We start from the raw sequence: 13,057 nt of genomic DNA on the forward strand, positions 1-13,057 counted from the left end.
ATTGCTCATGGCTAGCTTTTTTATACAAAGTAAAAACCCACGACGCCTATCGTGGGTTTTGCTTTTAATCATTATTCTTTTTGGTATCTTTTGTTTTGGAAGTTGTACGTGCATAGGCAGAAGCAGTTTTCCAATAATCCGTATAATTTTCATCTGTTCCACCAATACCAAATTTAAAGGTGCTCTTTTCTGGTTCATTTTTTGCCCAAAGAGATTCAACCGTATTACTTGGTGTTTGGATCGAACGTTTATTGACTGTAACTTTTCCAGGAAGTTGACCAGTAAAGGAAGCAACTTTTTCTTTTTTGACATCAGAGGAAAGTTCAAATTTTTCTTGTGTTGCAAAAACAGTTGGATTCGTTTGATAGACACGATTGATTAAATAAGCTAAATAGTTTGCGGAACGTTTTCCGGCTTGATTGTCCATTGGAGTGTTATCATCGTGTCCAGACCAACTGCTAATTGTAATCGATGGTGTTGAAACAATTAACCAAGAATCACGATATTCGTTGGTTGAACCAGTTTTTCCAACCCAATCAGCATTCCCTAACGTGCCATCTAGATTTGTAATCACTTCTTTAAATGGTGTAGTGATTTTTTGATCTAATACACTACGCATTAAGTTATTCATAATTGAAGCGGCTGCTTCTGAATAGACACGTACCGGCTTTTCTTCATGTTTGTAAATAACATTTCCTTCGTTATCTGTGATTGAATCAATCAGATAACCTTCTTGATACACACCATTATTAGCTAATGTTTGAAATCCATTTGTTTGCTGAAGGGTGGTCACTTCTACAGTTCCTAATGGTGCAGATTCAACACCCCAGTTATCATTTTTCGGATAGTTCATCTTAGCTAAATAGTTATCATAAGCAGATTGTTTTGATCCACCTGAATCAAGTACATTTTGATACAAATGATAGGCAGGTATGTTATTTGACCAGTCTAAAGACTCACGAATCGTTTGGAAGGTATTGAGGTGTTGATTGGTTGCATTCACAATTTCCTCGCCAGAATTTGCGCCTTCTTTCCAAGTCGTCGTGTAGTTAGAAATTCGTGATTCGGAACCAACTAAGCCCATATCAATCGCGGGGCCATAAACCAATACTGGCTTGATTGAAGAACCAGCTTGGCGCATCATATCGAAGGCGTGATTATTTTGGCTTTGAGTGTAATCACGACTGCCAACGAAACCATAAATTCGACCCGTTCGATTGTCCATTAACACATTCCCAGTTTCGACACGAGTACCGGAAACGTCATCTAATAAATAACCATAATTTGCAACTGCATCCTGCATAGCTGCATAAATATCTTTATCAATGGTTGAATGAACGGTATAGCCTTTGTTTTGGATTGTTTGTTGTGCTTTTTGGTAGTAAGCATCGTACGTTTTACTATCAGTAAGGTCAGCATTATCTTTTTCGGCTAGTTGCTTAGTTACAATTTCAGTTGCATTATTCATAACAGTATAATAGAGAAATTCACGATCATTTTGTTCGGCAATTTGTTGTGGTAAGAAATCTTTGGTCAAATCGTAAGCTTTTGCTGCTTCGTATTCTTCCTTTGTGATCTTCTTTTCACGATACATACTGAATAAAACAAAATCTTTTCGTTCAAGTCCGTCAGAAACGTCTTCTTTCAAAGCACCAGTATTCGTGTAAGGACTATAAGTAATCGGACTTTGTGGCAAACCAGCAATAAAAGCAGCTTGCGGTAGAGAAACATCTTTTGCATCTACACCAAAAATTCCTTTTGCAGCTTCCTGCACACCAGCGATATTTTGTCCTTTGTTATTTCGGCCAAAAGGAGAAACGTTCAGATAGGTTGAAATAATCTCATCTTTAGAAAAATACTTTTCGACTTGTGCAGAAAGTAAAATCTCATTGGCTTTTCTTTTGAAGGTTGTTTCATCAGTCAAGATTTGTTGCTTAACTAATTGCTGTGTCAATGTCGAACCACCAGAAGAACCAATCCCAGTAGCTTCAGAAACTAAAGCACGCAAGACTGCTTTAGGTACAAAACCATCATGTTCATCAAAATACTCATCCTCTGTACTAATAATCGCTGTTTTTAATAGAGGAGAAATCTTGTCTGAAGCGACGGTCGTTCGCATCAAATCTGTTTGAATGGTTGAAATCTCACTATTATCTGAATAGACAAGCTTAGATGTTTCTGTGATGTTGCCTAGATCAGCTTGCAATTCTTCTTTTGTTGGTGTCTGAGTATCTTCAACAAGGTAAGCAAAATAACCAGCCCCAATCCCGAGGCCAAGTGCACCAGCTAGTAACAAAAGTACGACAATCACGACTGCTAACGACTGAAAAACTCTAAAAATAATTTTAGGAATAAACCATTTTTCGGTGTTCGCGTGTTTCTTCCTTTTTTTAATATCTTTTTGTGGCAAAAGAGTCACCTCAACTATTGAATTATTTCGCTAATTATAGCAAAAAAACAGGCAAAAAAACAGGTTCTGCATTTTTTAGGATAAAATGACCAATTTTAATTGAAAAAAAGCACTCTTTTTGAAGAATTTTTTCAAGAGACAATCCTTAAACTTTTCTTTATGTATGGTTTCGGTTAAGATGAAAAAAGGGCTCAAAACAGACCAATTCATCTGGAGCAAACGACTGGAATAATAGGAGGAAAAATACATGTTACTAGGCTCACATGTTAGTATGAGTGGAAAAAAAATGCTTTTAGGCGCAGCTGAAGAAGCAGCAAGCTATGGTGCTTCAACTTTTATGATCTATACAGGCGCACCACAAAATACCAGAAGAAAAGCAATTGACGAAATGAATATTCCTGCAGGAAAGGAATTTATGGCAGAAAATGGCCTTTCAAATATTGTCGTTCATGCACCGTACATTATTAATTTGGGAAATACGGTCAAACCAGAAATGTTTCCTTTTGCAATCCAATTTTTAAGAGAAGAAATCGAACGTGCTGAAGCATTGGGTGCAACTCAGATTACTTTACATCCGGGTGCACATGTTGGCGCTGGTCCTGAAGCGGGAATTGCACGCATCGTTGAAGGACTAAATGAGGTATTGACGAAAGACCAAACAGCTCAGATTGCTTTAGAAACAATGGCAGGTAAAGGAACAGAAATTGGTCGAACGTTTGAAGAAATAGCGAAAATTATTGATGGTGTAACTTTGAATGAAAAATTATCTGTCACTTTTGATACTTGCCACACAAATGATGCAGGTTATGATGTGAAAAATGATTTTGATGGTGTGATGACTGAATTTGATCGAGTAATTGGTTTAGATCGTTTAAAAGTGTTACATATCAATGATTCTAAAAATCCCCAAGGCTCGCATAAAGATCGACATGCGAATATCGGCTTTGGAACGATTGGCTTTGATACATTGAACACAATTGTTCATGATGCTCGTTTTGAACAGGTATCAAAAATTTTAGAAACTCCTTACGTTGGAAAAGATAAAAAGAAAGCTTATGCACCTTATGGAAAAGAAATCACGATGTTCAAAGAACAAAAGTTTGATCCAACGATTTTTCCAGAACTGTTAGAAGAAGTATAAACTTAATTGCAAAAACAGAAACTAATAGGAAATAAATAAAAAAGAATCCGCAAAATCAACTGATTTTTGCGGATTCTTTTTGTTTATTTAAGAGTGGCAGGAAGAGAGAGTTAGTTGTGATTGATTGTTTTGTGCCACAACCTTTAACCACGGTGTTCCCTAAGCAACTCCTCGAAATAGCTTGCACTCACTTCAAAATATGAAAAGCGATTTTGAGTGGTTGCTTGCTATTTTTTCGGAGTTAAACGCTTAGAGCCACAACCTTATCCTTCTTCTTGCATAACTTCTTTTAGATAGCGTTCATGTTTCTTGTTTCCTTGATACAATTCAATGATGGTCCAAGCTAACAGTAATAACACTGCCACAATGATTGCATAGGCAATATTGTCGGCTAATGAGATTTCTGAAATCGTTGCTTGGTTACCAAAAAAACTTTCGATTTGTCCTGGTAAGCCTCGTAAATTGAGATAAGTTAGACTGATCACCGAGAACCAACCTAAAATTTTGATTACGAATGAATTTTTGAATTGTTTTCCCATTTCTACTTGACTATTCGTCATCATCAACAACGGAATCATTGAGAATGGTAAAGCAAAAGCCAAGAAGACTTGTGACTCATTCATCAAGTTATTTAATGCTTCATGTTCAGCAATGGCACTTTTTCCGCTGGTTAACATGACACAGATTAAAACAGGAATAACTGAAAGTAAGCGAGTGACTAAACGACGTAACCAAACAGGGATGCGCATATGGATAAAGCCTTCCATAATAACTTGTCCAGTCAAAGTACCCGTAATTGTTGAGTTTTGACCAGAAGCAAGAAGGGCAACCGCAAATAAAGTAGAAAGAATTCCGGATTTTGCAACTTCCCCTAAAATACCATTACTCATGGTTGCTGGATTTGATAAAGCTTCATAAAGACCAAAGAAAGAAGGGTCTTTTACGGTCCCAGTTTTGAAAACGGCAACGCCCATAATCAATAGAAGTGCGTTAACAAGAAACGCCATAGACAATTGAATATTGGAGTCCCAAGTAGTAAAACGTACTGCGCGAGCCACATCTGCGTTGTCATCATGGTTAATTTTTCTTGTTTGTGAAACAGCGGAATGGAGATACAAATTATGTGGCATCACTGTTGCTCCAATAATACCTAAAGCACCAGTCAACGGTGTTTGTCCACCGATTGCAGGACTATCAGAAAACGTATGACTGTTCGGAATGAAGCCTGCAAATAAAGCGCGCCAATCTGGATTAGATAAAGCAACTTGATAAACGAAAACGAATAGAATCACGAAAATCAAGCAAACAACAATTGCTTCGATTTTTCGAAAGCCAACTTTTGTTAACAATAAAAGTAAGAAGACATCAAAAACAGTGATGAAGACAGCAACGACTAACGGAATTCCAAATAGGAGATAAAGAGCAATTGCTGCACCAATAACTTCAGCGATATCAGTCGCCATAATCGCTAATTCTGTCAGTACCCAGAGGATAGCACCTAGTGTTTTACTGGTACGAGCCCGAATGGCTTGAGCTAAGTCCATTTGGCTAACAATACCTAATTTTGCTGCCATGTATTGAAGAAGCATGGCAATCAAACTTGACATTAAAATGACTGACATGAGTAAATATTGAAAATTTTGTCCACCTGTAATAGAGGTTGACCAGTTACCTGGGTCCATATAGCCAACAGCGACTAAAGCGCCAGGACCAGAGTAAGCAAGTAAAGTTTTGAAAAAACCTTTTCCTTTTGGTACTTCAACTGTACCATTGACTTCGGCCAAGGATAAACCGTTTGTATGTTCAATTAGGTGATGTTTATGTTGGTTCGAATTTTCCACAATCAAACCACCTTTCTGTTTTGGTTTTACGACTACATTTTACACCTAATTAAATAAAATTCAAGAAAAAAATTCGGTTAGCCTAAAATTTATAATAAGGCATGCCTTCTTACGCAGAGGTGGAAAAATCAGAAAGAAAAGGGGCGCAGTAGGATTTTTATTCAATTTTTTACGCATTATTCAGAAAACGGCTTTTCTTTTTATAAAATCTTTAGTAAAATGTTTTATTGAGAGCAATTCGGAAAAAGGAAAGGAGAGATTTACATGGTATCAACAGGTATTGTCGTACTTATCGCTGTAATCGCGTTACTAATCGGCGCAATTGGTGGATTCTTTTTTGCGCGCAAATATATGCAAGACTATTTAGAAAAAAATCCTCCCGTTAATGAGGACATGTTACGATCAATGATGATGTCAATGGGGCAAAAACCATCTGAAAAGAAAATTCGTCAGATGATGCAACAAATGAAGAACCAAGGTAAAAAATAGGTTCTCTCTCCAAAGTTGACATACTTTTAAGCGGGCTGATTTTTCAGCTCGCTTTTTTTGGTTGTAGTTGTTAGAAAATTTAGAAAATTTTAGATGGATGCTCTTGAGAAAAATTAAAGGAGGCATAAAATGTCGATTTTTAGAAAACTTGGTTGGTTTTTCAAACAAGAAAAAAAGCACTATTTTGTAGGCGTTCTTTCGTTGATGGTTGTTGCACTTGTCCAACTAGTTCCTCCAAAAGTGATCGGATTGATCATTGATGAAATCGCAGATAAAAAAATCTCATTGTCGACGATTGCCTTTTGGATTGTCATCTTAATAGTGGCAGCTGTTCTTCAATATCTTTTTCGTTACATTTGGCGTATGAATATTTGGGGAAGTGCCGCACGACTTGAAAAGGAGTTACGCCAACGCTTATTTGATCACTTTACTAAAATGGATACACTCTTTTATCAAAAATACCGGACGGGTGACTTGATGGCGCATGCGACAAATGACTTAAATGCAATCCAAAACGTAGCTGGTGCAGGAATCCTAACCTTTGCAGATTCAGTAATCACTGGAGGTGCAACAATCATTGCGATGATTTTGTTTGTGGATTGGCGACTGACGCTGATTGCGCTGATTCCGTTACCATTGTTGGCTGTAACATCGCGTGTGTTGGGTACCAAGCTTCATGACGGATTTCGTGAAGCGCAAGAAGCCTTTTCATCGATTAATGATAAGACACAAGAAAGTATCACGGGTATCAAAGTAATCAAAACGTTTGGACAAGAAAAAGAAGATTTAGCAGATTTTGAAACAAAGATTGCGGAAGCAATTGAAAAAAATAAACGAGTGAATTTTTTAGATGCCTTATTTGATCCATTTATTACACTGATTATTGGTATTTCTTATGTATTGACAATTATTCTTGGAGGCAAATATGTTTTAGAAGGAACAATCACAATTGGTCAGCTAGTTTCTTTCATTAGTTATATCGGGATGTTGGTATGGCCAATGTTTGCGATTGGTCGTTTATTCAATGTATTGGAAAGAGGGAATGCTTCTTATGATCGCGTAAACGAGCTATTACATGAACAAACACATATTGTTGAACAAATGGGCGCCATTCAAACGCCAGCTAAAGGTGAGTTAGTCGTTGCTATTGATTCATTCAGTTATCCTGAAGAAAAAGGACTTGCATTAGAAAAAATTGATTTTACAGTTCATGAGGGGAACACTTTAGGGATTGTAGGGAAAACAGGTGCAGGGAAAACAACAATTCTTAAACTCTTGATGCGTGAGTACGACCAATATCAAGGAAAATTGATGATTGGTGGGAAGAATATCAAAGAGTACTCTCTAGATGCGTTACTGCAGTCAATTGGTTATGTTCCACAGGATCATTTCTTATTCTCTATGACGATTCGTGAGAATATTCGTTTTTCTAATCCCACACTGACAGAATCTTCGGTAGAAAAAGCTGCAACGATGGCATTTATCAATAGTGAGATTAAAGAGTTACCAAAAGGGTATGACACGTTAGTTGGTGAACGTGGCGTGTCTTTGTCAGGGGGACAAAAGCAACGAATTTCTATCGCGCGAGCATTAATTCAAAATCCAGAGCTATTGATTTTAGATGATGCGTTATCGGCTGTCGATGCTAAAACAGAAGAAGCAATTCTCCAAAATCTAAAGTCGAATCGTAAAAATAAAACGACAATTATTGCGGCTCATCGTTTGAGCAGTGTCATGCATGCCCAAGAAATTTTAGTTATCGATCAAGGAAAAATCATAGAACGCGGAACACACGAGGAGTTATTAGCACGAGGTGGCTGGTATCAACAAATGTGGGAAAAACAACAACTAGAAGCAAAAATTGAGGGAGGTGAAGCGTAATGGAAGAAAATTATCAATCAGAATGGACTAAATCAATTCCTTTAAAAGAACAGAAGCAGATTATCAAACGGTTACTGGTCTTTGCCAAACCATTTAAGCAAACATTTATCGTGGCTATTTTATTTGCGTTAAGTTTATCTGTCATCAACGTCATTTTGCCAAGGATCATCCAATCATTTATGGACAATCATTTAGCAAATCAATCAGCAACGACTCAAGTGATTTTGTTTTTTGCTGGATTATATTTATTTGGGGTCATTGTCAAAAGTATTATCTGGTTTTTCCAGTGGTATTTGTATTCGATGGCTTCCTTAAAAACCTTTCAGCATATTCGAGTGAAATTGTTTGAAAAACTTCATACATTAGGCATGCGTTATTTTGACCAGACACCAGCGGGTTCAATCGTTTCGCGTGTCACGAATGATACTGAAACATTGTTTGAATTTTGGTATGTATTCTTGATGGTTTTGACGGGAATCTTTGCGGTGGTTTCTTCATTAGTTGCAATGATTCAGATCAATGTAAAAATTACCCTTTGGACGTTGATCTTTTTACCAATTTTAGGTGTAGTCATTTGGTATTATCAAAAATTCAGTTCTCGGATTTACCGGAACATGCGGGAAAAATTGAGCCAGCTGAATACCAAATTGAATGAATCAATTTCTGGTATGAAAATTATTCAGCAATTTCGACAAGAAACGCGGTTGTCAAATGAATTTGAAGAAGTAAACGATGACTACTTGGCGACTCGCTATGCGATGATCAAAACGAATTCAATTTTGTTGAGTCCAATCATCAATTTTTTATATGCGCTAGCAATCGCACTTGTCTTAACTTTATTTGGAATCGATGCCTTGCATTCACCAGTGGAAGTTGGATTGATTTATGCGTTTACGACGTATGTTCAAGGTTTCTTTAATCCTATGTCACAAATGATGGATTTTTTAAGTGTCTTCACCGATGGAATTGTTGCTGGAAGTCGAATCTTAAAAATTATGGATACGACAGAATATGCGCCACAACAAGAAGAAGATGCTAGCGGTGAAATTATCAATGGAAAAATCGAATTTAGAAATGTTAGTTTTTCTTATGATGGAAAAAACAATGTTTTAAATAATATCTCGTTTGTTGCAAATCCTGGTGAAACAGTAGCTTTAGTTGGACATACAGGTAGTGGGAAAAGTTCGATCATCAATGTCTTGATGCGCTTTTATGAATTTTATGAAGGTGAGATTTTGATTGATGATCGTGACATCCGCTCTTATCCAATCAATGAACTTCGAGAAAAAATGGGGTTGGTTCTCCAAGACGCATTCCTATTTTACGGTGATATTGCTGGAAATATCCGAATGTTTAACGAGAAGATCACAGATGAACAAATTCGCGAAGCTGCTGAGTTTGTCCAAGCCAATCGATTTATTGATGAGTTGCCACAAGGGTATCATTCTAAAGTGATTGAACGAGGAGCAAGTTATTCTAGCGGGCAACGCCAGTTGATTACTTTTGCGCGGACGATTGTGACAGATCCTAAAATTCTTGTATTGGATGAGGCGACAGCAAACATCGATACGGAAACAGAAGGCTTGATTCAGGAGGGTTTGGCTAAAATGAGGCAAGGGCGAACAACCATCGCCATCGCTCACCGACTATCGACCATTCGTGATGCAGAACTTATCTTGGTTCTAGATAAGGGGAAAATTGTTGAACGAGGAAGTCATGAAGAACTGTTACAAATTGGCGGTTTATATGCAGATATGTATCAACTACAAAGCAGTTAATCAATAGTAAAAATAAAGCAAGCAAAGAAGAGAGCCTAAATGGCTCAATTCTTTGCTTGCTTTTGTGTTGAAGTAAAAGTCAATTGGGTAAAAAGGAATCTTTGACTTGAAAGTTTTCCCCATGGTTTTCTTGCATGATTGAAGAACTGATTGGACGTTTATCAACTTTTTGTCCAACAGCAATCAAATGGTTCAAGTTTTGTTGATAATTTTCAGCAAAGACACAGCCATAAAGTACATCTAGCAAATAGCAGATTGACGTATTGATTGTAAAATTCCCGATTTTTGAATAAAGTCGTTCTCGAGTTGTCAAACGCAAGACAACGGTGCTTAAAGTGGAAAGACTGCATTCGCCGATACTTGTCAAAGCTAAAATAGGCACATTTTTTTCACGTAAAATGTGTGCAGTTTTTAAAATCATTTGATTTTCACCCGTGTAAGAAATCAGTAAACCACATGTCTCTTCATCACAGTTATATGCTTCATAAGATGATTCGCCAAATGTAGTCACGACATGAACATCCATTTTGATACGTTTCATTTTTAAAATGAAATCTTGGGAGATCAATGTATTGGCATTGCTAGCAAAAATGACAATTTTTTTTGCTTTAAGTAATAACTGTTTTGCTTGTTGTAAGTCATCATGATGAATCAGTGAAAGCGTATCTTGAATCGTTGTTTGTTCCAAAGAAGCTAATTTATTTGCGATAGTCATGATTCCTTCTTCGCCCGTAAAAGGCAGATTGGCATCCACTTCTTGAAAGTTTCTTTCTAAGTATTCAGCTTCAGCTAAAAAAGTATCTCGTAATTCAATCCAGCCAGTGAATGCTAATTTTTTTGCTACACGAATCAATGTCGAAGGATGAACGAAAGCTTGATTGGCAATTTCTTGAATCGTCAATTGTGCAACTTGTTGTGTGTTTTCAAAGAGGAAGTGAACGACTTGTGTCTCGGCTGGTGAAAAAGTAGTTTGTTTGATTTTTTCTCGTAAAAGCATTGGACACCTCCTTTTTTTACATAAATTATATCTTTTTTGTGAATGATTTGTAAACGTTTTTACATTGTTGTATGAATAAATCAACAAATTACAAGAGAAAATTGGAATTGAACAAAGTAGTATTTACAAAAATAGGAAAAAAATTGTTAGTTTTTGTAAATGTCTCTGCAAAGTTAAAGAGGTGTATTGAGAATTTCTTTTACAAAAATGATAATGAAAATGTAAACAAAATTGAAGGAGTGAGCATATGACAAAAGGAATCAAGATTGCGACGATTGGCGGCGGCAGTAGTTACACCCCTGAATTAATGGAAGGCTTTATCAAACGCTATGAAGAATTACCAATACGTGAAATTTGGCTAGTTGATGTTGAAGCTGGAAAAGAAAAACTAGAAATTGTTAGTAAAATGGCCCAACGAATGTGGGATGCTACCCCTTATGACGTGAAAATATATGCAACACTTAATCGCGAAGAAGCGCTGAAAGATGCAGATTTTGTAACAACTCAATTTCGAGTTGGTCAGTTAGATGCACGTGTGAAGGATGAACGAATTCCTGCTTATTATGGCATGATTGGTCAAGAAACGAATGGTGCTGGTGGAATGTTCAAAGCTTTTCGTACCGTTCCTGTGATTTTGTCTGTGGTTGAAGATATGAAACGTTTATGTCCGAACGCATGGCTCATTAATTTTGCAAATCCAAGTGGTATGGTAACAGAAGCGGTTGTTCGTTATGGGAAATGGGATCGTGTCATTGGTTTATGCAATGTACCTGTTATGGCAATGATGACTGAACCTGAAATGCTGGGTGAGAAGAAAGAAGATTTGATTTATAAATTTGCAGGGCTAAATCATTTTCATTGGCATAAAGTCGCAGACAAAACAGGGAAAGATATTACAGATCGATTGATTGAACGACTTTATGATGAAGATAATGGATTACCAAAAAACATTTTCGATATTCCGTTTTTCAAAGAACAATTAAAACAAATGCAAATGGTCCCTTGCGGCTATCATCGTTATTATTATCGTGAAGAAGAAATGCTTGCACATGCACTGGAAGAATATCGGACAATCGGTACTCGTGCCCAACAAGTGAAAGAAACAGAGGCAGAACTATTTGAGCTTTATAAAGATCCAAATCTTGATCATAAACCTGAGCAGTTACAAAAACGCGGTGGTGCTTATTATTCAGATGCTGCTTGTGAAACGATTGCCTCGATTTATGGAAACAAAGAAACTCAAATCGTCGTTTCCGCAAAAAATGAGGGTGCCGTTCCTGATTTACCAGCAGATTGCGTTGTGGAAGTAACTGCCTATGTCGGTGCTCAAGGTGCACGAAATGTTGCCTTTGGTTCATTAGCACCGGCTGAAAGAGGTTGGTTGCAAGTAATGAAAAATATGGAATTACTAACCATTGAAGCTGCCGTAACTGGTGATTATGGAACAGCATTACAAGCATTTACAATCAATCCGTTGGTCCGTTCAGGAGAAACAGCGAAACGAATCATGGATGAGTTGTTTATTGCACATCAAGAATATTTGCCACAATTTAGTGAAACAATTGAACGATTAAAACAAGAAGGCGTTGAGGTACAAGATGAAGTAGCTCGTGAATTAGACGCAGTGAAAGTTTGAGGGAAGCACTCATGACGAAAAAAATCGTCTTTTTAGATGTAGATGGAACGCTAGTGAATTACGAAAATGATTTACCTGAGTCAGCCATCAGAGCTATCCAAGAGACACAAAGAAAAGGAAATTTAGTTTTTACCGTAACGGGTCGTAGTAAAGCCGAGATGTATCAAAATATATTGGACATTGGCTTTGACGGGTATATTGGCGGTAATGGGAGCTATATTGAGTTTAAAGACCAAGTGCTAAAAGAAGCGACCTTGACATTGGAAGACACAACTAAAATTGTTGATTGGCTAAATCAAAAAGGTCTAGAATTTTATTTAGAAGCTAACAGTGGATTATACGCTAGTGGATCTTTCGAAGAACGTGGTGAAAAAACGATTCAAGAGTATTCGCAACGAAAAGGAAAAGGGCAGACGACTGTTCGAGAAGTATTTCCAGAGATGTTTTTTGGCGCAGATTTATATCGAAATGATGTGAATAAAATCAGTTTTATCTTGGATAGTTATGAAAATTATTTAGAGGCAGTAGCAACCTTCCCAGAATATAAACTGGGGACTTGGGGTGGTGCTGGTGAAACAGCTTTGTTTGGTGATATTGCATTAAGTGGTATCAATAAGGCAGTAGCAGTAGATGAATTACTAACTTATTTGAATATTGCCACAGAAAATAGTTTTGCATTTGGTGATGCAAAAGTTGATATTCCGATGCTGGAGCATTGCGGTACTGGGATAGCTATGGGGAATGGCGGCCCAGAAATTAAAAAAATAGCTGATTACATTACAGAACCCGTTGATAATGATGGTCTTTGGTTAGCATTCAAGCATTTTGAACTAATTTGAGAGCAAGAAAAGACAGGTTCTGAATGAGATAGTTGAAAAAGAAAA

Annotated in this window: 9 protein-coding genes; 6 read left to right on the forward strand and 3 right to left on the reverse strand. The window is 37.1% G+C overall.

Going from position 1 to position 13,057, the window contains the following annotated elements; all coding sequences use genetic code 11:
• Positions 1 to 64: 64 nt before the first annotated feature.
• Positions 65 to 2,410: a transglycosylase domain-containing protein gene (locus DOK81_RS07415; protein ID WP_206909717.1), complete on the reverse strand. Its 2,346-nt coding sequence runs from the start codon at positions 2,408 to 2,410 to the stop codon at positions 65 to 67.
• A 247-nt stretch (positions 2,411 to 2,657) separates the two neighbouring features.
• On the opposite strand from DOK81_RS07415, the gene DOK81_RS07420 reads away from it, so the two are divergent.
• A complete protein-coding gene (locus tag DOK81_RS07420) occupies positions 2,658 to 3,551 on the forward strand; it encodes a deoxyribonuclease IV (protein ID WP_206909719.1) in 894 nt (297 codons plus the stop codon).
• Between the two features lie 263 nt (positions 3,552 to 3,814).
• Here the strand turns inward: DOK81_RS07420 and DOK81_RS07425 are convergent, their stop codons facing one another.
• Positions 3,815 to 5,395 carry an Nramp family divalent metal transporter gene (locus DOK81_RS07425; protein WP_206909771.1) on the reverse strand — a complete coding sequence of 527 codons (1,581 nt, stop codon included), beginning with the start codon at positions 5,393 to 5,395 and terminating at the stop codon, positions 3,815 to 3,817.
• Positions 5,396 to 5,656: 261 nt separating this feature from the next.
• Here DOK81_RS07425 and DOK81_RS07430 point away from each other — a divergent pair, with 261 nt between their 5' ends.
• The 3 genes from DOK81_RS07430 to DOK81_RS07440 all read left to right on the forward strand — a co-directional run bounded on the left by DOK81_RS07430 (position 5,657) and on the right by DOK81_RS07440 (position 9,540).
• Entirely contained in the window at positions 5,657 to 5,881 is a 225-nt protein-coding gene (locus DOK81_RS07430) for a YneF family protein (protein ID WP_071868695.1), read from the forward strand.
• A gap of 129 nt (positions 5,882 to 6,010) precedes the next feature.
• Entirely contained in the window at positions 6,011 to 7,762 is a 1,752-nt protein-coding gene (locus DOK81_RS07435; RefSeq protein ID WP_206909721.1) for an ABC transporter transmembrane domain-containing protein, read from the forward strand.
• Entirely contained in the window at positions 7,762 to 9,540 is a 1,779-nt protein-coding gene (locus DOK81_RS07440; protein ID WP_206909723.1) for an ABC transporter ATP-binding protein, read from the forward strand. The genes DOK81_RS07435 and DOK81_RS07440 overlap by 1 nt, the downstream gene beginning before the upstream one ends.
• 79 nt (positions 9,541 to 9,619) lie before the next feature.
• On the opposite strand, the gene DOK81_RS07445 is transcribed toward DOK81_RS07440, so the two are convergent.
• Positions 9,620 to 10,537 (reverse strand): MurR/RpiR family transcriptional regulator, encoded by a 918-nt coding sequence (locus tag DOK81_RS07445; protein WP_206909725.1) that lies wholly within the window; start codon positions 10,535 to 10,537, stop codon positions 9,620 to 9,622.
• Between the two features lie 247 nt (positions 10,538 to 10,784).
• Between DOK81_RS07445 and DOK81_RS07450 the strand changes: the two genes are divergently transcribed.
• Entirely contained in the window at positions 10,785 to 12,173 is a 1,389-nt protein-coding gene (locus tag DOK81_RS07450) for a 6-phospho-beta-glucosidase (protein ID WP_206909727.1), read from the forward strand.
• 11 nt (positions 12,174 to 12,184) lie between these two features.
• Positions 12,185 to 13,012, forward strand: coding sequence for a Cof-type HAD-IIB family hydrolase (locus DOK81_RS07455; RefSeq protein WP_206909728.1), 828 nt, complete (start codon positions 12,185 to 12,187; stop codon positions 13,010 to 13,012).
• Positions 13,013 to 13,057: the final 45 nt, after the last annotated feature.

This window comes from Enterococcus sp. DIV0660C (genome assembly GCF_017316125.1).
In the GTDB taxonomy this organism is placed as follows: domain Bacteria; phylum Bacillota; class Bacilli; order Lactobacillales; family Enterococcaceae; genus Enterococcus_B.

Coding starts and splice junctions, on each gene's coding strand:
- DOK81_RS07420 (WP_206909719.1), top strand. CDS start 2,658: ATGTTACTAGGCTCACATGTTAGTATGAGTGGAAAAAAAATGCTTTTA.
- DOK81_RS07430 (WP_071868695.1), top strand. CDS start 5,657: ATGGTATCAACAGGTATTGTCGTACTTATCGCTGTAATCGCGTTACTA.
- DOK81_RS07435 (WP_206909721.1), top strand. CDS start 6,011: ATGTCGATTTTTAGAAAACTTGGTTGGTTTTTCAAACAAGAAAAAAAG.
- DOK81_RS07440 (WP_206909723.1), top strand. CDS start 7,762: ATGGAAGAAAATTATCAATCAGAATGGACTAAATCAATTCCTTTAAAA.
- DOK81_RS07445 (WP_206909725.1), bottom strand. CDS start 10,537: ATGCTTTTACGAGAAAAAATCAAACAAACTACTTTTTCACCAGCCGAG.
- DOK81_RS07450 (WP_206909727.1), top strand. CDS start 10,785: ATGACAAAAGGAATCAAGATTGCGACGATTGGCGGCGGCAGTAGTTAC.
- DOK81_RS07455 (WP_206909728.1), top strand. CDS start 12,185: ATGACGAAAAAAATCGTCTTTTTAGATGTAGATGGAACGCTAGTGAAT.